Annotated in this window: 17 protein-coding genes and 2 pseudogenes; 10 read left to right on the top strand and 9 right to left on the bottom strand. The window is 72.9% G+C overall.

The features are described 5' to 3' along the window. Positions 1–40: 40 nt before the first annotated feature. Positions 41–370, top strand: a complete 330-nt coding sequence (locus tag RLT59_RS10595) for an Rv1322 family protein (RefSeq protein ID WP_073736866.1) — start codon at positions 41–43, stop codon at positions 368–370. A gap of 38 nt (positions 371–408) precedes the next feature. Here the strand turns inward: RLT59_RS10595 and RLT59_RS10590 are convergent, their stop codons facing one another. From RLT59_RS10590 to mce, 7 genes are all read right to left on the bottom strand, one after another. Beyond that, a complete protein-coding gene (locus tag RLT59_RS10590; RefSeq protein WP_311303173.1) occupies positions 409–1,284 on the bottom strand; it encodes an ABC transporter permease in 876 nt (291 codons plus the stop codon). After that, positions 1,281–2,510: an ABC transporter ATP-binding protein gene (locus RLT59_RS10585; protein ID WP_311303172.1), complete on the bottom strand. Its 1,230-nt coding sequence runs from the start codon at positions 2,508–2,510 to the stop codon at positions 1,281–1,283. The genes RLT59_RS10590 and RLT59_RS10585 overlap by 4 nt, the downstream gene beginning before the upstream one ends. A gap of 189 nt (positions 2,511–2,699) precedes the next feature. After that, complete coding sequence (locus RLT59_RS10580; protein ID WP_311303171.1) at positions 2,700–3,479, bottom strand: ABC transporter permease; 780 nt, start codon at positions 3,477–3,479, stop codon at positions 2,700–2,702. Positions 3,480–3,484: 5 nt separating this feature from the next. After that, positions 3,485–4,522, bottom strand: a complete 1,038-nt coding sequence (locus RLT59_RS10575; protein WP_311303170.1) for an ABC transporter ATP-binding protein — start codon at positions 4,520–4,522, stop codon at positions 3,485–3,487. A gap of 120 nt (positions 4,523–4,642) precedes the next feature. Further along, entirely contained in the window at positions 4,643–5,581 is a 939-nt protein-coding gene (locus RLT59_RS10570) for a coiled-coil domain-containing protein (RefSeq protein WP_073736861.1), read from the bottom strand. A gap of 188 nt (positions 5,582–5,769) precedes the next feature. Further along, entirely contained in the window at positions 5,770–9,552 is a 3,783-nt protein-coding gene (gene scy / locus RLT59_RS10565; RefSeq protein WP_311303169.1) for a polarized growth protein Scy, read from the bottom strand. Between the two features lie 226 nt (positions 9,553–9,778). Beyond that, positions 9,779–10,207: a methylmalonyl-CoA epimerase gene (mce, locus tag RLT59_RS10560; RefSeq protein ID WP_311303168.1), complete on the bottom strand. Its 429-nt coding sequence runs from the start codon at positions 10,205–10,207 to the stop codon at positions 9,779–9,781. A gap of 135 nt (positions 10,208–10,342) precedes the next feature. Here mce and RLT59_RS10555 point away from each other — a divergent pair, with 135 nt between their 5' ends. The 7 genes and pseudogenes from RLT59_RS10555 to RLT59_RS10525 all read left to right on the top strand — a co-directional run. Continuing rightward, a complete protein-coding gene (locus tag RLT59_RS10555; RefSeq protein WP_311303167.1) occupies positions 10,343–11,545 on the top strand; it encodes an acetyl-CoA C-acetyltransferase in 1,203 nt (400 codons plus the stop codon). Between the two features lie 31 nt (positions 11,546–11,576). Beyond that, entirely contained in the window at positions 11,577–12,536 is a 960-nt protein-coding gene (gene meaB / locus RLT59_RS10550; RefSeq protein ID WP_311307677.1) for a methylmalonyl Co-A mutase-associated GTPase MeaB, read from the top strand. Positions 12,537–12,753: 217 nt separating this feature from the next. Beyond that, a complete protein-coding gene (locus RLT59_RS10545; RefSeq protein ID WP_311303166.1) occupies positions 12,754–14,112 on the top strand; it encodes a serine/threonine-protein kinase in 1,359 nt (452 codons plus the stop codon). Further along, the gene (locus RLT59_RS10540; RefSeq protein WP_311303165.1) at positions 14,015–14,893 is read left to right on the top strand and encodes a BamB-related PQQ repeat family beta-propellar protein; all 879 of its coding nucleotides are present in this window, start codon (positions 14,015–14,017) and stop codon (positions 14,891–14,893) included. The genes RLT59_RS10545 and RLT59_RS10540 overlap by 98 nt, the downstream gene beginning before the upstream one ends. After that, complete coding sequence (locus RLT59_RS10535) at positions 14,890–15,165, top strand: hypothetical protein (RefSeq protein ID WP_311303164.1); 276 nt, start codon at positions 14,890–14,892, stop codon at positions 15,163–15,165. Before RLT59_RS10540 ends, RLT59_RS10535 begins: the two co-directional genes overlap by 4 nt. Continuing rightward, positions 15,162–15,899 (top strand): annotated as a pseudogene (locus RLT59_RS10530) (serine/threonine-protein kinase); the annotation flags it as partial. The gene RLT59_RS10535 and the pseudogene RLT59_RS10530, both read left to right, overlap by 4 nt. Positions 15,900–16,248: 349 nt before the next feature. Further along, positions 16,249–16,716: pseudogene (locus RLT59_RS10525) on the top strand (PQQ-binding-like beta-propeller repeat protein); the annotation flags it as partial. Between the two features lie 282 nt (positions 16,717–16,998). On the opposite strand, the gene RLT59_RS10520 reads toward RLT59_RS10525, so the two are convergent. Continuing rightward, complete coding sequence (locus RLT59_RS10520) at positions 16,999–17,577, bottom strand: PepSY domain-containing protein (RefSeq protein ID WP_311303163.1); 579 nt, start codon at positions 17,575–17,577, stop codon at positions 16,999–17,001. A gap of 123 nt (positions 17,578–17,700) precedes the next feature. Between RLT59_RS10520 and RLT59_RS10515 the strand changes: the two genes are divergently transcribed. Next, complete coding sequence (locus RLT59_RS10515) at positions 17,701–18,360, top strand: response regulator transcription factor (protein WP_311303162.1); 660 nt, start codon at positions 17,701–17,703, stop codon at positions 18,358–18,360. Continuing rightward, on the top strand, positions 18,357–19,814 hold the full coding sequence (locus RLT59_RS10510; RefSeq protein WP_311303161.1) for a sensor histidine kinase: 1,458 nt from the start codon (positions 18,357–18,359) through the stop codon (positions 19,812–19,814). Before RLT59_RS10515 ends, RLT59_RS10510 begins: the two co-directional genes overlap by 4 nt. A gap of 28 nt (positions 19,815–19,842) precedes the next feature. Here RLT59_RS10510 and RLT59_RS10505 read toward each other — a convergent pair whose 3' ends face one another. After that, positions 19,843–20,313, bottom strand: coding sequence for a MarR family winged helix-turn-helix transcriptional regulator (locus RLT59_RS10505; RefSeq protein WP_311303160.1), 471 nt, complete (start codon positions 20,311–20,313; stop codon positions 19,843–19,845). Positions 20,314–20,323 lie beyond the last annotated feature (10 nt).

Genomic DNA, 20,323 nt, shown 5'->3' with positions numbered 1-20,323 from the left:
GCTGGACGGGAACTGCCCAGCCTGCCCCGTGAGGTGTCACGTGTCCCCGCGCCGCAACCGCCCCCGAGGCGGCGAGAGTCCCACCGATAGCGCCGGCGCGGTGGGGGACCGGTACGGGGGTGGCGGGCGCGCGGAGGAGTGGCAGGGCGAGGACTGGTCGGTCCGCCCGGTGAGCGGCGCGAGCGCGGCGGGCAAGCGCTACCGGTGCCCCGGCTGCGACCAGGAGATCCCGTCCGGCGTCCCGCACCTGGTGGCCTGGCCCCAGTACGGCGGCATCGACGACCGCAGGCACTGGCACAAGGCGTGCTGGAACGCGAAGGACCGCCGCACCACCCGGGTGCAGCGGTCCAGGAACGCGCCTCGGTACTGAACGCCCCCTCCGGTGCGCGGCACCGGGGCGGCGGCCGGTCAGACGTCGCGGCGGCTCATCGCGAGGTAGGCGCCGCCCATGGCCACGGCGGTCACCCCGAGAATGATCCACAGCGGTTCCCAGCCGGACGGCCCCGATTCGGTGACCGAGGCGTCGTAGAAGTTGCTGAGCTGGTTGGGGATCGAGTACTCCAGGAGCCACTCCTGGAGCTTCGCGAGCGAACTGGCGAACATGAAGATCGCCAGCACGAGCGGGAGCAGCACCACACCGATCATGACCGTGATCGCGCCGGCGGAGTGCCGGATCAGCGCACCGATCGCCAGCGAGAGCAGTCCCAGCGTCGCGATGTAGAGGCCCACGCCGACCGTGCTGCGCAGCCAGTCGGAGCCGCTGGGGGTGTCGGCGTCCAGGATGGCTGTCTGGAGCACCGCGACGATCGACGTCATCACGGTCGTCAGGACGAAGGTGAGCAGGAAGAAGACGATGGCCTTCGCGCCGAGCACCCGGCCGGGGCTCGGGCAGGCCGTCATCGTCGTACGGATCATCCCGGTGCCGTACTCGGAGGCGATCGTCATCACGCCGAGCGTGATCACGCAGATCGAGCCGAGCAGAACACCGAAGAAGCCGAGGCTGAGCACCGGGGTGGAGCCCAGATCGGTGTCGGAGGCGTCGACCGCGATCGCGGAGAGCAGGCCGATGACGAGCAGCAGCACGATCTGGACGCCGAGCGTCCACATCGTCGAGCGGACCGAACGGATCTTGGTCCACTCCGAGGCGATCGCGTCGGTCAGGGTGGCCCGGCGCACCGGGATCGGGGAGGTGTAGAAGCCGGCCCCGGCGTTCTGCGGCGGTGCGGGCGGCTGCTGGTACGCCTGCTGCTGGAACGGCGCCTGCGGCGTGGACGGCGTTGTCATCGGGGGTCCTCGCTGGTGTCGCGCGCGGTCAGGTCTGCCGGAGCCGCGGCGGGCGCTGCCGGGGCAGGAGAGGCGGGGGCGGGGGCAGGGGGGCTGGGGGCGGACGGCGCCACCGGGGCCTGGGCCGGGGCCTGGGGCGCCGCGCCGACCGGGGCGGGGTCTGTCGCGTACGGGTTCTCTCCGGGCGGCGGCGGGGCGTACCAGCCCTGCTGCGGCACCTCGGGGACGACGGGCTGCGGCGGGGCGTACCCGGGGTGCTGCCCGTATCCCATCCCCGGCGGGGGCGGCTGCAGCCCCGCCTTCTCGTCCGCCGTCGAGCGGTAGTCCACGGCGCCCTGCGTCATCCGCATGTACGCCTCCTCCAGCGAGGCCTGGTGCGGCGAGAGCTCCCACAGCCGTACGTCGGAGTCATGGGCGAGATCGCTGATCCGGGGCAGCCCGAGCCCGGTGATCCGCAGGGCGCCGTCCGGCTCCGGCATCACCTGGCCGCCCGCCTCCGTGAGGGTGGCGGTGAGCTTCTCCCGCTGCTCGGACCCGTTGTCCTGGACCCGGACCCGGGCGAAGTCGGCCGAGTTGGCCGAGATGAAGTCGGTGATGCTCATATCGGCCATCAGCTGGCCTCGGCCGATCACGATCAGATGGTCGGCGGTGAGCGCCATCTCGCTCATGAGGTGGCTGGAGACGAAGACCGTACGGCCCTCGGAGGCCAGCATCTTCATCAGATTGCGGACCCAGAGGATGCCCTCCGGGTCGAGGCCGTTGACCGGCTCGTCGAAGAGCAGCACCTGCGGGTCGCCCAGCAGCGCGGCCGCGATGCCGAGCCGCTGCCCCATACCGAGCGAGAAGCCCTTGGAACGCTTGCGGGCGACGTTCTGCAGGCCCACGACCCCGAGCACCTCGTCGACCCGGGCGGCCGGGATACCGGCGAGCTGGGCGAGCGAGAGCAGGTGGTTGCGGGCGCTGCGGCCGCCGTGCACCGCCTTGGCGTCCAGCAGAGCGCCCACCTGGCGCGGCGCGTTCGGCAGGGTGCGGTAGGCGTGGCCACCGATCGTCACGCTGCCCGCGGTCGGCCGGTCCAGACCGAGGATCATGCGCATGGTCGTCGACTTGCCCGATCCGTTGGGACCGAGGAATCCGGTGACGGTGCCCGGCCGCACCTGGAAGGAAAGGTTGTACACGGCCGTCTTCGCGCCATAGCGCTTGGTCAGGCCGACTGCCTCGATCATGCTCCAGCCCCATCGACTTATCTGTCGTCGGGGCCCAGGCCGTCCGGCCGCACGCCCCCCGTAAGAGTTAGGAGGATAACCAGGCCTTTACGGTTCCGGCCAAGCCGTTGCGGGCGGCGAGTCCTCGGCAAAGGCCGCGGACCGGGGTCCGCGGCCTTTGCCGGTGCCAGGATCCGGACGCTCGCGGCGTCAGGCGTCCCGCTTCTTGAGTACGAGGAAGGCACCGATCACCGCGGCCGCCACCCAGGCCACCATGATCAGCAGCCCGGCCCACGGCCCGTAGGGCGCCGGATCGCTGTTCATCGCGTCCGGCACCACCTGCATGATCTTGGAACCGGCCTGGTCGGGGAAGTACCGGGCGACGCTCTTGGCGCCCGGCACGGCCGAGAGGATCTGCGAGACCAGGAAGAAGAACGGCATCAGGATGCCGAGCGACAGCATCGAGCTGCGCAGCATCGTCGCCACCGCCATGGAGAAGAGCGCGATCAGCCCCATGTAGAGGCCGCCGCCGACCACCGCCCGCAGCACGTTGTCCGCGCCGATGTCCGTGCCGTGGTCGCCCAGCAGGGCCTGGCCGAGGAAGAACGTCACGAAACTGGTGACCAGGCCGACCACCAGCGCCAGCACCGTGGCCACCAGCATCTTGCTGAAGAGGAACGTGGCGCGCTGCGGCACGGCCGCCAGGGAGGCGCGGATCATGCCCGAGCTGTACTCCGTACCGACCACCAGGACACCGAAGACGACCATCGCGAGCTGGCCGAGAGTCATCCCGGAGAAGCTGATGTAGGTGGGGTCGAAGGTGGCCCGTTCCGCGTCGGAGAGGTCGTTGAACTGGGAGTTCATCACCGCGCAGAGCGCGGCGCCCATCGCGACGGTGACGACGAACGCGGAGATCAGCGTCCAGGTGGTCGAGGAGACCGTACGGATCTTGGTCCATTCGGAGGTCAGGACCGCGGGTACCGATGCCATCGTCGTCACGCCCCCTTGCCGGTGCCGGACCCGCCGGGAGCCCCGGGAGCGCTGTCCGGAGGGCCGGGGGCCGTGCCGGGCGGCTGATTCCACTGGTCGCCCCAGTGCGGTCCCACCGGCGGCGGCGCGGCTCCTCGTTCCGAGTGCGCGTGGTACTCCACGGAGTCTGCCGTCATCTGCATGAACGCCTCCTCCAGCGAGGCCCGCTGGGAACTCAGCTCATGCAGCACGATGGAGTGCCGGGCGGCGAGCTCGCCCAGGTCCTCCGAGGCCGCGCCGTCGACCTCCAGCGTGCCGTTGCCCGACTCGATGACGACGACGCCCTCCGCGTGCAGGACGTCGCGCAGCCGCTCCTGCTCCGGCGAGCGCAGCCGTACGTAGCTGCGGGAGTTCTGGTGGATGAAGTCGGCCATCGAGGTGTCGGCCAGCAGCTTCCCCTGGCCGATCACGATCAGGTGATCCGCCGTCAGCGCCATCTCGCTCATCAGGTGCGAGGAGACGAAGATCGTCCGGCCTTCCGAGGCGAGCGCCTTCATCAGATTCCGGATCCAGTGGATGCCCTCCGGGTCCAGACCGTTGACGGGCTCGTCGAACATCAGGATCTCGGGATCACCGAGCAGCGCCGCGGCGATCCCGAGGCGCTGGCCCATACCGAGGGAGAAACCCTTGGACTTCTTCTTGGACACCGCGGTCAGGCCGACCGTGTCCAGGACCTCCGCCACCCGGCTCCGCGGGATGCGGTTGCTCTGCGCGAGACAGAGCAGGTTGTTGTACGCGCTGCGACCGCCGTGCATCGACTTGGCTTCGAGCAGCGCGCCGATGTGCTTGAGGGGTTCTTCCAGGTCGCGGTAGTGCTTGCCGTCGATGCGTACGGATCCGCTGGTCGGGTTGTCGAGATCGAGCATCATCCGCATCGTGGTGGACTTGCCCGCCCCGTTGGGCCCCAGAAAACCCGTCACCATTCCCGGTCTGATCCGGCACGACAACTGGTCGACGGCGACCTTGCTGCCATAACGCTTGGTGAGGCCATCGAGCTCGATCATGCGTTCACGCTAGAACGGCCGCGCGCCCGGCGCCACCAGAACGGCGGAACCGGGCGCGTCGGGCTCTTGCCGGCCGGTGCGTCGGGGGACCACCGGTCGTTACCGCGTTGCTCCCTGGCGTCAGCGGGTCTGCTGGGCCGGGACGCCGCGCGAGGCGGGCTCCTCGTCGGCGGGCGTGCCGGCGGCGGCCACCGCGGCGCCGGTCAGCGTCGCCAGCATCTCGCGGACGTTGGTCAGCTGCGCGTTGATCGAGTCGCGGCGGTTGGTGAGCGCCGCCAGCTCGCGCTCCGACTCGCTGCGGATCCGGTCGGCCTTGGCGTTCGCGTCGGCCACGATGTCCTCGGACTGGCGCTGCGCGGTCTCCACCGTCTGACGGGCCCGGCGCTCGGCGTCCGTGCGGAGCTTCTCGGCCTCCAGGCGGAGCTGTTCGGCGCGGTGCTCGATCTCGGCCAGACGCTTCTCGGCCTTGGCCTGACGGGACGCGAGGTCGCGCTCCGACTGGTCGCGGCGCTTGGCCAGGTTGGTCTCGAAGTCCGCGGCGGCCTGGGCGGCCTTGGCGCGGGTCTCCTCGAAGAGCGCGTCGGCCTCCTCGCGCTTCTGCGCGGCGTCCTTCTGGGCGTCCGAGCGGAGCGTGGTGGCCTCGCCCTTGGCCTTCTCGACGATGCGGACGCCGTCGTCCTCGGCCTTGGCCTTGCGCTCGGAAGCGAACGTCTCGGCGTCGTTGCGGACCTGCTGGGCGGCGGACTCGGCCAGCTCGCGGTGCTGCTCGGCGGCGCGACGGGCCTCTTCGCGCAGGTCCTTCGCCTCCTCCTCGGCCAGGCGCAGAATCTTCTCCACGCGCGCTCCGAGACCGGCGTACGACGGCTCCGCGTCGTTCACCTGGGCCTGGGCGTTCTGCGTTTCGAGGTGCAGTTCCTCGATGCGCTTTTCCAGAGACGTGATGCGGGCGAGAGCACTATCACGGTCGGCGACGAGCTTGGTGATGCGGTCATCCACCTGACCGCGGTCGTAACCACGCCGCACGAGCTCGAAGCCGAAGGGGGAGGAAGGGTCACTCATGGGGTTCCTGTCGAAGTAAGACCGGTGAGGTGATAGAGGGAATCCTAGGGGCCCGGACGGCGTGTCATCGAGCAGATGCCTGTTTGATCTGGAGAATGACACCCCTTTTGAGTGGCTAACCCGCGCAAGCCTTGCCACTCGGAGGGCTGAATGTTCCTGCCGGACCGCGGAAGCCCGCCGGACACGTCCTACCCATCGGACGGCTTGCCACTCGAACGAGTGCCCGCTGTCGCGCCTGCCTTGACGCTGTCGGCGCCCTTACCGCCCGCCGCGGGGGTCTCGAAAGACTCCAACGCCTCCAGTACGTCCTGGACACGGGAGATCTCCGTGTTGATGTCCGCGCGCCGGCGTACCAGGACGTCGAGTTCGCGCCGGCCCTCCTCCACCGTCCGCTTGGCCTCGGCCTCCGCGTCGGAGCGCAGCTTCTCCGCCTCGCGCACCAGGCTGGCCTTCTTCTGCTCGGCCTCCTTGAGCAGCGACTCGGCCCGCTTCACGGCGGCGATCCGGACCTTGCTCGCCTCCGAATTCGCGTCGGCCAGCAGCTCCTTGGCCTTCTCCGCCGCTTCCTCGCGCTGCTCGGTCGCCGCCCTCATCAGGTTGTCGACGCGCTCGCCGGCCGTCTTCATCTGCTCGGAGGTCTCCCGCCGGGCCCGGTCGTGCAGCTCCTCGATCTCGGCCTCCAGGCGGGTCCTGAGCTCCTCTGCCCGCTCCCGGATCGCGGTGGCGTCCCGGCGCGCGCCGACCAGCAGCTCGTCCGCGTCCGTCCGGGCCCGTTCCACCAGGGAGTTGCCCTCGACGGTGGCGTCGGAGGTGATCCGGACCGCCTCGTTCCGAGCCGCTCCGACCATCGTGTCGGCCTGCTCCTCGGCCTCGGTGGCGGCGCGGAGCGCCTCCTCCTGGGCCTTGTTGATCAGCTGGTCGGCCTGTTCCGCGGCGTCGGCCCGGCGCTTCGAGGCCGATTCGCGGGCCTCGTCCAGCAGCCGGTCCGCCTCCTGGCGGGCCTCGGCACGCAGTTGCTCGGCCGCCGCCTCCGCGTCGCTCCGCAGCCGCTCCGACTCCTCGCGGGTCCGCGCCGCGTGCTCCTGCGCGGAACTGACGGTGGCCGCCGCCTCCGCCCGCAGCCGCTCCGACTCGGCCGCCGCTTCGTCGCCGATCCGGGCCGCCTGCTGCGCCGCCTCGGTACGGACGCGCTCGCTCTCGGCGGTCGCCTCCGACATCAGCCGGTCGGCCTGGACCGCGGCCTCCGAGCGCATCCGGTTGGCGTCCTCGCGGGCCTCGGCCCGGCTGCGCGCCGCGTCCTGCTCGGCGGATGCCAGCGCGTCGGACGCCTCGGTCCGCATCCGCTGGCTGTACTCCGCGGTGTCGGAGCGCAGCTTCTCGGACTCCGTGATCGCGTCGGAGACCGTCCGCTCGGCCATCGCCTTGGCGGCCTCGGTCTCCTCGTTCGCGACCGAGCGGATCCGGGAGGCGTCCTCGCCGGCCCGCTCCCGCTCGGCGTGCGCGTCGGCGCGGAGCCGGTCCGCCTCCGCCTGCGCCTCGGACTTCGTCCGCTCCGCGACGTGCTCCGCGGTGGAGCGCAGCCCGGCGATCTCCGCCTCCGCCTGCTCCTGGAGCCCGCTGACCGCGTCCCGTATCTGCTGGGCGGTCTGCTCTGCGGCGGAGACCATCTCGGTCGCCCGGCCGTCCGCCTCCTCGACCAGCCGCTGGGCCTCCGCCTGCGCCTCCTCGACCCGCTTGCGGGCGGAGGCGAGGAGCTCCTCGCTCTGCTCGCGGGCCCGCTCGCGCTCCTGGTCCGCCTCGCCGCGCGCAGCGTCGAGCGTCTCCTGAGCCTCGCGGCGGCGTCGGTTCGCCTCCTCCTGGGCGGCGGCCAGCGCCTCCGCGGCCTCCGTGCCCACCCGGTCGGCGGCGGCCGCCGCCTCTGAGCGCACCCGGTCGGCGCTCTCCTGCGCCTCGGTCTTGAGCCGCTCCGCCTCCGCCGCCGCCTCGCTCCGCAGCCGCACGGCGACGGACTCGCCCTCCGCACGGGACTGCGAGGCATCGGCGGCGGCCTCGTCGCGCAGCCGCTGGGCCTCGGCCTCCGCCTGCTCCTGGAGGGTGCGCAGCCGCTCGGCGGCCTCTGACCGCAGCCGCTCCGACTCCTCGTTCGTCTCGCGCCGGACGCGCTCCGCGTCGGTGCGCGCCTCGGTCAGCGCCTGCTCGGCCGCGGTGACCCTGGTCTCGGCCTCCGTGTGCAGCCGGGTCAGCTCGTCGGCCGCCTCCGCCTGCCGTGCGGCGACCGCGCGCTCGGTCTCCTCGCGCAGCTCCGTCGCGGCCTGCTCGGCGGCGGACGTCGTCGCCTCCACCAGCTCCTCGGCCTCGCCGCGCAGCGTCTCCGCCTCGGCGTGGGCCCGCTCCAGGGCCTCCTCCGCCTGCTTCTTCAGCGCCGCCGCCCGCTCGGTGGCCTCGGTGCGGACCCGCTCGCTCTCGGTGCCGGCGGCGCCGCGCAGCTCCTCCGCGTCGGCCTTCGCCTTGGCGAGGAGCTCCTCCGCGGTCTTCGCGCCCTCCTCGATCTGCTGGACGGCCTCCCGGCGGGCCTCGCCGCGGATCCGCTCGCCCTCCGCGACGGCCTCCGAGCGCAGCTGCTCGGCCTCGCCGCGCAGCCGGCGCGCCTCCTCCTGGAGCTCGACCGTCTTGGCCCGGTACTCCTTGGTGTCGTCCTTGGCCGCGCCCTTGAGCTGGTCGGCCTGCTCGCTGGCCTCACCGCGCAGCCGGTCCGCCTCGGCCTCGGCCTCGCGGCGGATCCGGTCCGCCTCCTCGCTCGCCGCGCGGGTGGTCGACTTCGCGTCGTCCGACGCCTTGGTCAGTACCTCCTCCGCGGCGCGGGCCGCCTTGGCGAGCTGGGCCGCGGCGTCCTCCGCGGCGGCGGTGCGGGCGTCGTCGGCGGCCTCGGAGCGGAGCCGGTCCGCCTCCGCACGGGCGTCGGCGAGCGCCTGCTCGGCCTCCGCCTTCAGCGATTCGGCGTCCTTGGTGGCCTCGCCGACCAGCCGGGCGATCTCCGACTTGGCGGTACGGGTGCGCTGCTCGTTCTGCGACTCGGCGCCGGCCAGCCGCTTGACCGCGGCCTCCTTGGCCTCCGAGAGGACCTTCTCCGCCTCCACGCGGGCCTCGCGCAGCTGCGTCTCGGCCTCCTGCATGCGCTGCTCGGCCGTCCGGTTCAGCTCGGCGGTCCGCTGCCGGGTCTGCTCGGTCTCCGCCGTCGTGGACACACGCAGCTGCTCGGCGTGGGTGGTCGCCTCCTGCGCCTGGCTGGACGCGGCGTTCAGCATCCGCTCGGCGTCCTTGCGGGCCCGCAGCAGGATCGACTCGGCCTCGGACCGGGCGGACTCCGCCTCCGAGCCCAGCCGCTGCCGCGTCTCGTCCGCCAGCCGGGCGGCCTCCGCACGGGCGGCGGCCAGCGCCTGCTCGGCCTCGGCCCGCGACTCCTCCAGCAGCCGGCGGGCCTGGGACTCGGTCCTGGCCCGCAGCTGCTCGGCCCACGCGACGTTCTCGTTGACATGGGACTCGACGGTCTGGCGGCGCTCCGCCAGCTCCTGGTCGAGCCGCTGGCGCCGCTGCACGGCCTCGTTGTGCAGCTCGGCCTGGAGCCGCGCCTGGTGCTCGGCGTGCTCCTGGAGGATCCGCTGCGTCTGCGCACGGGCGTCGCGCAGCTCGCGCTCCGCGTCGGTGCGCAGCTGTTCGGCCTGGATCTGGGCGTTACGGAGCAACTGCTCGGCCTGGTAGCCGATGTCCGCGCTGTCGTAGGCGGGACGGGTCGCCAGACTGCGGCGGGCCTCGTGCAGCTTGGCGCGCAAGACCTCGACCTGGTACCCGAGGTCCTCGGCGTGCTGGACGGCCTTCTCCCGGTCGGTCTTCAGCCGGTCCATCTCGGCCTCGAACCGCGAGAGATGGTCGTCTTCAGCCCGGTGGCTCTCCTGGCGTTCGTAGCCCCGCACTGCGCGGTCCCATCCTTCCCCGAGCTCTCAACTCTGTTCGAGTCTGTTCGAGCAGGGGAGACCCCAACCCTGGTCGCAAACTCCACACGAGTACCGTCCGCCGACGAACGGTCCCCCCGGGGAATGGTGACAGATCAACGGCTGAGGACGCGGCGCGGCCCCGACCCGGCCCCGGCCCGGAACAGCCCACTCTACCGGGCCGGGTATCCCTGAGAAGATGTTGTCGTCAGTGCTCTGGCTTGGACGTGACCAGTTCGGTGAGGACACCGTGGCAGTCCTTGGGGTGCAGGAAGGTGATCCGGGACCCCATCGAACCCGTCCTGGGCTCGTCGTACAGCACCCTGACGCCCTTATCCCGGATGTCCGCGGCGTCCGCGTCCACGTCTGCCGTACCGAAGGCGATGTGGTGCACGCCCTCGCCGTTCTTGGCCAGCCATTTGCCGACCGCGGAGTCCTCGCGCACCGGTTCCAGCAGCTGGAGGTAGGAGGCGCCGCCGTCCGACGTCTCGTTGATCTTGAGCATGGCTTCGCGTACGCCCTGCTCCTCGTTGACTTCGGTGTGGAAGACCTCGAACCCGTAGGTCGAGCGGTAGAACTCGACGGTGGCGTCGAGGTCGAAACAGGCGATCCCGATGTGGTCGATTCGCGTCAGCATGGGAACAGTGCAGCGCTCCGGGAGTGGTTACGCAACGTGCGCGCGATCACACCCGCCGCCGGATGACGGGCCGGGTACCGCTCAGTACATTCAAGTAAACCCTCGTTCACTTCTAATCCCAAGGGGCTGCGCCTCATGTCAGGAACGACCGGTACGACTTCTGTGATCGTCGCGGGCGCCCGTACGCCCATGGGCCGTCTCCTCGGCTCGCTGAAGAGCTTCTCCGGGGCTGACCTCGGCGGCTTCGCCATCAAGGCCGCGCTGGAGCGGGCCGGTATCGGCGGCGACCAGGTCGAGTACGTGATCATGGGCCAGGTGCTCCAGGCCGGGGCAGGGCAGATCCCGGCGCGCCAGGCGGCCGTCAAGGCCGGCATCCCGATGAACGTCCCGGCGCTCACCGTCAACAAGGTGTGCCTCTCCGGGCTCGACGCCATCGCGCTGGCCGACCAGCTGATCCGCGCAGGTGAGTTCGACATCGTGGTGGCCGGCGGCCAGGAGTCCATGACGAACGCCCCGCACCTGCTCCCGAAGTCGCGCGAGGGCCACAAGTACGGCGCGATCGAGATGCTCGACTCGATGGCGTACGACGGACTGACCGACGCCTACGAGAACATCCCGATGGGTGAGTCCACCGAGAAGCACAACACCCGCCTCGGACTGGACCGCGCCGCCCAGGACGAGATCGGCGCCCAGTCCCACCAGCGGGCCGCCGCCGCCCAGAAGAACGGGCTGTTCGAGGCCGAGATCACCCCGGTCGAGATCCCGCAGCGCAAGGGCGACCCGGTCCTCTTCGCCAAGGACGAAGGCATCCGCCCCGAGACGACCGCCGAGTCGCTCGGCAAGCTGCGCCCCGCCTTCGCCAAGGACGGCACGATCACCGCCGGCACCTCCTCGCAGATCTCCGACGGCGCCGCCGCGGTCGTCGTCATGAGCAAGGCCAAGGCCGAGGCGCTCGGCCTCGACTGGATCGCGGAGATCGGCGCCCACGGCAATGTGGCGGGCCCGGACAACTCGCTCCAGTCCCAGCCGTCCAACGCGATCCGGCACGCCCTCAAGAAGGAGGGCATCGGCGTCGAGGACCTCGACCTCATCGAGATCAACGAGGCGTTCGCGGCCGTCGCCGTCCAGTCCATGAAGGACCTCGGCGTGACCTCGGAGAAGGTCAACGTCAACGGCGGCGCCATCGCGCTCGGTCATCCGATCGGGATGTCCGGCGCCCGGGTGGTGCTGCACCTGGCGCTGGAGCTGAAGCGGCGCGGCGGCGGTACCGGGGCGGCGGCGCTGTGCGGCGGCGGCGGTCAGGGCGACGCGCTGATCCTCCGCGTTCCGGGCAAGTAGTCGGTACGAGCGAGCGAGGAGACCGAGCGTGATGGTGGACGTCCCCACCCTGGTGGAGCAGGCCCGCGAGGGCAGGCCCCGGGCCGTGGCCCGGCTGATCTCCCTGGTGGAGGGGGCGTCGCCGCAGCTGCGTGAGGTGATGGCGGCCCTGGCGCCGCTGGCGGGCAACGCCTGTGTCGTCGGCCTGACCGGCTCGCCCGGTGTCGGCAAGTCGACATCGACCTCCGCGCTGGTCTCCGCGTACCGGCGGCAGGGCAAGCGGGTCGCCGTGCTCGCCGTCGACCCGTCGTCACCGTTCTCCGGCGGCGCGCTCCTCGGTGACCGGGTCCGGATGTCGGACCACGCCTCCGACCCGGGCGTCTACATCCGCTCCATGGCCACCCGAGGCCATCTGGGCGGCCTCGCCTGGTCGGCCCCGCAGGCGATCCGGGTGCTGGACGCGGCGGGCTGCGACGTGATCCTGGTGGAGACCGTGGGCGTCGGCCAGTCCGAGGTGGAGATCGCCTCCCAGGCCGACACCTCCGTCGTCCTGCTCGCCCCCGGCATGGGCGACGGAATCCAGGCGGCCAAGGCCGGGATCCTGGAGATCGGTGATGTGTACGTCGTCAACAAGGCCGACCGGGACGGCGCGGACGCCACCGCCCGCGAGCTGAACCACATGCTGGGCCTCGGGGAGTCCCGGGGCCCCGGCGACTGGCGGCCGCCGATCGTGAAGACGGTCGCGGCCCGGGGCGAGGGCATCGACGAGGTCGTCGAGGCGCTGGAGAAGCACCGGGCGTGGATGGAGGAGCACGGGGTGCTCGCGGAGCGCCGCGCCTCCCGCGCCGCCCGCGAGGTCGAGACGATCGCGGTCACCCGGCTCCGCGAACGCATCGGGGACCTGCACGGCGACCGGCGCCTCGGCGCCCTCGCGGAACGCATCGTCGCGGGCCGGCTCGACCCGTACACGGCGGCGGACGAACTGGTGGCGGGACTGACCGGGGAGGCCTGAGAGGGCCGGTCTCCCGGGTTCCGGCGCGGCGTGCGGGCCGCGCCGGAACCCGGGAGGGCCGCGTCCGGACCTGGCGTATTCCGCGCCGCATGGCTGATAACGCGTCAGTCATGCGGCGGTAGTGCGCCGTTCGCGTCCTTCCGCCCTGCCGCACCCGCCCCGCACGTGACACGATTGCCGCCGGTCACGTGTCATGCGCGCCAGGGGGGAGTGGCACATGCTGAGTCCGCTGCGGGAGGACTCGCCCAGACGGATCGGCCCGTACGCGATACGGGCCCGGCTCGGGGCGGGCGGCATGGGCGAGGTCTTCCTCGGGGACCGGGGCGACGGCTCCGGCCCGGCCGCCGTCAAGACCGTCCGCCGCGACGTGGCCCAGGACCCCGGTTTCCGCAGCCGCTTCCGCCGCGAGATCACCGTCGCCCGGTCCGTCACCGGCCCCCGCCTCGCCCCGCTGCTCGACGGGGACGCCGACGCCGAAGTGCCCTGGCTCGCCACCGAGTACGGCGCCGGGCCCACCCTGTCCGCCGCCGTCCGGGGCGCGGGCGCGATGGGCGAGGCCGAGGTCCGGATGCTGGGCGCCGGGCTGGCCCTGGCCCTGGCGGCCGTCCACGCGGCGGGCATCGTCCACCGCGATGTGAAACCCGGCAACGTGATGCTCGCCGCCGACGGGCCGCGCCTCATCGACTTCGGGATCGCCCGGGACCCAGGCGGCACCCCGCTCACCACCAGCCGGATGGTGGGCAGCCCCGCCTTCATGTCCCCGGAACACGTGGCGGGCAGCGGACGCGTCGTACCGGCCTCCGACATCTTCTGCCTCGCCTCCGTGCTCTGCTTCGCCGCCACCGGCCGCGACCCGTTCGGGGACGGCCCCGTCGCCGCCGTCCTGTACCGGGTCAAGTACGTCGAGGCCGATCTGACGGAGGTCCCGGCGGGGCTGCGCGCGGTCCTGGAGGAGTGCCTGACCGAGGACCCCGCCGCCCGCCCCACCGCCGCCGCGCTGGCGGAGCTGCTCGCCCCCGGCGCCGCCGACGGGTGGCCCGCACCGGTGACCGGACAGATCGCGGAGTACCGGCGGGAGCTGGCCAGGGTCGGCGCGCTGGACGGGCCGCTGCTGCCGGGATACACGCCCACGGAGGCGGCCACCGGCAGCCGGGAGGCGCCCCGCCACCCCACGGTGGCGACGGACTTCGTGCTGCGCCCGCCCCAGGTGCCCGCACCCACGCCCACGCCCGCGCCGGAGCCGGCCACGCCTGCCCGCCCCCGGCGGCGCCGCAACCTCCTGGCCGCCCTCGCCGCGCTCGTCCTCCTCGGAGGCGCGACCGGCGCACTGCTGGCGCTGCGCGAGGGCGGCCAGGGCGGTGGCGACCGGAAGGGACCGGCCGAGGTGCTCGCCGGCATCGACCCCCAGGGCGGCCGGGAGGCACACCTGGCAGAGCAAGGTGACCGGGGTCCCGTTCGGCTGCGCGGCGGGCCGGGACTTGCTGGTCTGCCGCACCACCGCCGGCTCCTACGAGGCGCTCTCGCCGTCCGACGGAAAGAAGCTGTGGGACTACTCGGCCCGGCTGGACGCCGATGAGGCCGGCGCCCGGATCAGCCCCACGGGGCAGGTCTTCATGCCGTCCGGATCGACCCGGCCCGCCGTCTACGGCGATCAGGTGCTGCTCGCCACCGGGGACCGGATCGTCTCGCTCGACTCCCATACGGGCAAGCCCCGTTGGGAGACCCGCGCCGGATCGACACACGGCTTCGAGAGCGCGCCGCTGGTCGCCGACGGGCTGGTCTTCGCGGACATCGGCCCCACCCCGGAAGGCGCCCGGGTCGCCGCGTTCGACCTCGCCACCGGCAAGGAGCGGTGGCGCAAACCGCTGGTGGGCGACAACCTCGCGAAGGTCGACGAGTACGACTTCTGGCCGCTCACCACCAGGGACGGCGTGCTCTACCTGCGCGGCCAGGACGGACTACGGGCCCTGCGCACCAAGGACGGCGCCGAGCTCGGCCGCAGGAAGGAGGGGCAGGACTCCCGGTGCTACGACGCGCTGATCCGGGCCCCGCACGTCTACTGCGGCGCGTACACCTACTCCGACGACGGTCAGCACATGGCCGTCCAGCGGCTCCGCGTCCCCTCGCTCGCGTCCGACGGTGAGATTCCGCTGCCGGACGCGGTCACCACCGATGGCGCCCTCGCCGCCGTCGACGACCACGTGGCCGTCCTCGTCCGCACCGGCCTCCCCTGGGAGGAGGACGACATCGACCCGGAGATCACCCTGGCCGGCCGGGACAACGGCAAGATCCTCGCCCGCTACCCGCTGGACCGGCGGTCCTTCAGCGAGCGCATCAACGCCGCCTCGCCCCCGTGATCGTTGCGGACACCCTGGTGTGGGCGGACAGCACCAGCCTGTACAGCGTCGCCCTGCACGAGGGGGACAAGCCCGGCCCGCCGCGCAGGACCGCGCTCAAGGGCGCTCCTGGGCCCGAGACGCGCAAGGAGTACGACACGCTCCAGTGGGGCGTCGTCCTGTCCGAAGAGGTGCTGCCGCCGGAGGTACTGCCGCTCGGCGGGGCCGTCTACGTCATCCAGCACGGCGGCAAGGTGTTCTCCGTCCCGCTGCCCGGTGCGTCCGCCTCATGATCGAACGGCCGGCCCCCGGCACCCGGACCCGGATCGGGCCCTACCGCGTCCTCGGCCTGCTCGGCACGGGCGGCATGGGCGAGGTGTACCTGGCGCGGCCTGCCGGGGCGCCCGACGGGGCGCTCGTCGCGCTGAAGACCGTACGGCTCGAACTCGACCTGGACGACGGGTTCCGGGTCCGGTTCCGGCGGGAGATCCAGGCGGCGGCCGCCGTGCGCAGCCCCCGCACCGCCGCGTTCCTCGGCGGCGACGTGAGCAGCCGCACGCCCTGGCTCGCCACCGAGTACGTCCCCGGCCCCTCGCTGGCCGAGGCGGTGACCCGGGACGGGCCGCTGCCGGAGCCGGTGGTCAGGGCCATGGGCGCGGGCCTGGCCCTGGCGCTCGCGGACATGCACGCCGTACGGGTGCTGCACCGCGACCTGAAACCGGGCAACGTGCTCCTGGGCCCCGACGGGCCCAAGGTGATCGACTTCGGCATCGCCCAGGCCTTCGACGCCACCCAGCTGACCCGTACCGGTGTCGTGGTCGGCAGCCCCGGCTACATCTCGCCCGAGCACGTCAACGGCTCGGCGGCGCTGGTGCCCGCGTCCGACGTGTTCTGCCTGGGCGCGGTGCTGGCGTTCGCGGCGGCGGGACGCGGTCCGTTCGATGACTCCGACATGGCGGCGGTGATCTTCCGGATCGCCCGGGGCGACGCCGAACTCTCGGGCGTGCCACCGCTGTTGCGCGAGGTGATCTCCCGCTGCCTGGACGCACGGCCCGAGCGGCGCCCCGGCTCCCGGGAACTGGCCGCGCTGCTGCTCCCGGAGGGGCCCGTGGTCCCGTTCCCCTGGACGCCGGGGGTACGGGAGCAGCAGGCCGACTACGGGCGGGCGGCCAGGGAGTGCGCCGAATCGGCTCCGGCCGAGCCCGGTCCCGCGCCCTTCATGCCGCCGCCGCTGCCGCCCGGCCCGCCGCCCGTCGCCTTCCCCCTGCCGGAGGAGGCCGGGGCGGGCGGTCCGCGCCGGGCGCCCCAGCTGGTTCTGGCGGCCGTGGCGGTCACGGTCTGCCTGCTGCTGGGCTACCTGCTCTGGCCGGACCCGCCTGCCGGGGGGCGGCGGCCCGGGGAGCGGTGCCCGGTCCTCGGGTCCGGGCGGCGGCCCCTCGCACGCCGCGGACACCGTCGGCGTCCGCGCCGTTCCCCGGGCCGACAGCGGCCGCACGGGCGACTTCGGCAAGGCCGCGACCGACCAGTCCGTCCGGCCCGCCGGCTGGAAGGCGTGGAAGTCCACCGTCCGGGGCGGCTCGGGCGAGTGCGGCTTCGCGGAGTCGGCCCTGCTGTGCGGCGGGACGAAGGGGCTCACCGCGCTCGACGCGGCCGACGGCGAACAACGCTGGCGAGTCCCGAAGGAGGCGGCGGGCGCCCCCCGGGCTGTCGTCGCCGGTTTCACGAAGGGGACCGTGTACGCGTTCGTCGGCCAGGCACTGGTCGGCTACCGGATCACGGACGGCGAGGAGCGGTGGCGCGCGAAACTGCCCGCCGGGCACACCGGTTCGGCCGCCGTCCAGGACGGCGACACCCTCTTCTACGTCACCGCCGGAGGTTCCCCGGGCACCGGCAGGCTGGCCGCCCGCCGGCTGACCGGGGGGACCTGGTCCTCGCGGCCACGGGGGCGGGGGTGGGCACGTACCGGAGGAAGGACGGGGAGCCGGAGAACAGCACCAGCTACACCGGCGTCCCCTTCCCGCCCAAGGGCCCGCCGCAGCTGCTGGCCGTCGGTGACGTCGTGTTCCTCTGCTTCCCCGACGGGACGGTCGTCTCCGGTTACGTGCCCTGACCGGGCGCGCGGGCCCTCAATCGTCGTCCCCGTGGTCGCTGTCCGGCCGGTCCACCGTGACCCCGGCTGTCTTCGCGTCCACGTTCCGCTCGTGCTTCGCGCCGTCCTTGCCCCGGATGTCCACCTCCCAGTGCACCGCCCGGCCGCCGCGTCCGTCGTGGTCCTCCAGTTCGACGGAGGTCACCGTGCCGGGCACGGAGCCGAGCGCGGCCCGGACCGCCTCGTCGAGCGTCACGGCGGTCCTGGGGGGTGCTTGGCGGTCGCCGTCGTCGTCGATGTCGACGTGTTCGCCGGTCACCTTGCCGCTGCCCGGGTCCACCGTCACGTCGTGCCGGGCCCGGTCCGAGCCGTACACATCCAGCTCCCAGACGAGCCGGCCGTCCTCCGCGTCGAGTTCGGCCTCGGTCACCGTGCCGGGGACGGCCCGGACGGCGGCCTCGGCCGCGTCCCCGACGGTGACGCGGGCGCTCTCCCGGCCCGCAGTGCCGCTCGTTCCGCCCGTCGTGCCGCTGCCCGCCAGGGCGTCGGCGGTGGCGGCCCCGCCGCCGACCAGTACGGCGGCGGTGACGGTGGCGATGACGATCTTCCGCTTCATGAGGGGTCCTCCCCGATCGGATGGTCCGTTGTCTGCGACGGGACCCACCCTGCCGGGGCGATGCTGAACGCAGCCTGAAGCCACCTGAAGCCGTCTTCAGCTTCGGTTTGCGAGGCTGTGCGCATGCGCCTGTTGATCGTGGAGGACGAGAAGCGGCTGGCGATCTCCCTGGCCCGGGGGCTCACCGCCGAGGGATTCGCCGTGGACGTCGTGCACGACGGGCTCGAAGGGCTGCACCGGGCCTCGGAGGGCGCGTACGACCTGGTGGTCCTCGACATCATGCTGCCGGGGATGAACGGCTACCGGGTCTGCGCCGCCCTGCGCGCCGCCGGCCACGAGGTGCCCATCCTGATGCTCACGGCGAAGGACGGGGAGTACGACGAGGCGGAGGGGCTGGACACCGGCGCCGACGACTACCTCACCAAGCCGTTCAGCTACGTGGTGCTGGTCGCCCGGGTCCGCGCGCTGCTGCGCCGGCGCGGCGGCTCCGCCTCGCCCGTGGTCACCGTCGGCGCCCTGCGGATGGACACCGCCGCCCGCCGGATCCACCTCGGCGGGGACGAGATCGTGCTCACCACCAAGGAGTTCGCCGTGCTCGAACAACTCGCGCTGCGGGCCGGCCAGGTGGTGAGCAAGGCGGAGATCCTGGAGCACGTCTGGGACTTCGCCTACGACGGCGACCCGAACATCGTCGAGGTTTACGTCAGCACCCTGCGCCGCAAGCTCGGCGCGGCCGCCATCCGCACGGTGCGCGGCGCCGGATACCGGCTGGAGGCGCTGTGAGATCGGTACGGGCCAGGGCGGCGCTCGGTGCCACGGTCGTCGTCGCCCTCGCCCTCGTCGCCGCCGGGCTGGCCGCCCTGCTGGTCCTGCGCGCCAACCTCACAGACCAGGCGGGCCTCCAGGCCGAGGTGGCGGCCCGCGAGACCGCGGGGCAGCTGGCCCTCGACGTCCCGTACGACCAGCTGGAGACGGGCGACGAGGAGGACCACCCGGTCCAGGTGACCGACGAGGACGGGCGGGTGGTCGCCGTCTCCAAGGACCTGGAGGCGATCTCCGGCACCGGCACGGACCGGGTCACCCCGCGGCCCTCGCCCGCCGCCCCGGGAAAGGGTGACGACGGCGGCGACCGCGATAACGACGATGACGATGACGATGACGACGGCGCGGGCGCGGACCCCGGCCGGGGCGAGGTCTCCACCGACGAGCCGGACTTCAGCAACGGCACCGCCACCGTCGACGGCGACCGCGCCGACTACCGGTTCGCCTCCGTCGAGGCGACGGACTCCGCCGGGCTGACCCTGACCGTCCACGCCGGAGCCCCGCTCGCCGCGGAGCAGCGGGCCGTCGCGAGCGTCCGCGCCGCGATGCTGGCCGCGCTCCCCGTCGTGCTGCTCGTCGTCGCCGGGGTGACCTGGCTGGTGACCAGGCGGGCGCTCCGCCCGGTCGAGGACATCCGGCGCGAGATGGCGGCGATCACCGCGTCGGAGGATCTCGGCAGGCGGGTGCCGGAGCCCGCCTCGCGCGACGAGGTCGCCCGGCTGGCCCGTACCACCAACGAGACGCTCACCGCGCTGGAGTCCTCCGTCGACCGGCAGCGCCGGTTCGTCGCGGACGCCTCGCACGAGCTGCGCTCCCCGATCGCCTCGCTCCGCACCCAGCTGGAGGTGGGCGCCGCACACCCGGAGCTGCTGGATGTGGAGGGCGCGGTGGCCGACACCGTACGGCTCCAGGTGCTGGCCGCCGATCTGCTGCTGCTGGCCCGGCTGGACGCGGGGGAGCGGCCCGGGAACGCGCGGCTGGAGCTGGGCGCGCTGGTGCGCGAGGAGGTCTCGCAGCGCACCGGGGACCGGATTGCGGTGGCGGTGTCCGTGCCGGGGTCCGGCGGTCCCGAAGTGACCGGTTCACGCGGTCAGCTGGCCCGGGTGATCGGCAATCTGCTGGACAACGCCCAGCGGCACGCGGTGAGTTCGGTGGCCGTGGCGGTGCGGGCGGAAGGGGGTGGCGCGGTCGTCTCCGTCACGGACGACGGGGCCGGGGTGCCGGAGGCGGAGCGGACGCGGATCTTCGAGCGCTTCGTGCGCCTCGACGACGCCCGCGCCCGCGACGACGGCGGGGCCGGTCTGGGCCTCGCCATCGCCCGCGATGTGGCCACCCGGCACGGGGGCCGACTGACCGTGACCGGTGCGGGGGAGCGCGGCGCCCGGTTCGAGCTGTGGCTGCCGGGCTCGCGCTGAGCACCGCCCCCGGTGGTGTGGAGCCGGGTCAGGCGCGGCGCGCGCGCAGGTGGTCCGCGACCGGGGCGAGGGCCGCGTGCAGCTGCTCCAGCGCCTCCGGGGTCAGCAGATCCATGAAGTGCTTGCGCACCGATGCCACGTGGTGCGGTGCCACCTTCCGCATCGTCTCCGCGCCGGCCTCCGTGAGGACCGCGTACAGCCCGCGCCGGTCGGACTCGCAGTTCTCCCGGCGGACCAGGCCCGCGCTCTCCATGCGGGTGACCTGGTGCGAGAGTCTGCTCTTGGACTGCAAAGTGGCGGTGGCGAGATCACTCATCCGCAGCCGCTGGTCCTCCGACTCCGAGAGGTTGACGAGGATCTCGTAGTCGTTGTTGGTCAGGCCGAACGGCTGGAGGTCCTTCTCCAGCTGGTGCATCAGCAGCCTGCTGACATCCAGGTGGGTGCGCCAGGCGCACTGCTCCGCGTTGCTCAGCCAGCGGGTGGCCGTCTCGGTCTCCATATATGGATTC

The organism is Streptomyces sp. ITFR-6 (assembly GCF_031844725.1).
In the GTDB taxonomy this organism is placed as follows: domain Bacteria; phylum Actinomycetota; class Actinomycetes; order Streptomycetales; family Streptomycetaceae; genus Streptomyces.
The sequence above is the reverse complement of the archived record's forward strand: the minus strand, read 5'-3'. Positions and strand labels throughout refer to the sequence as shown.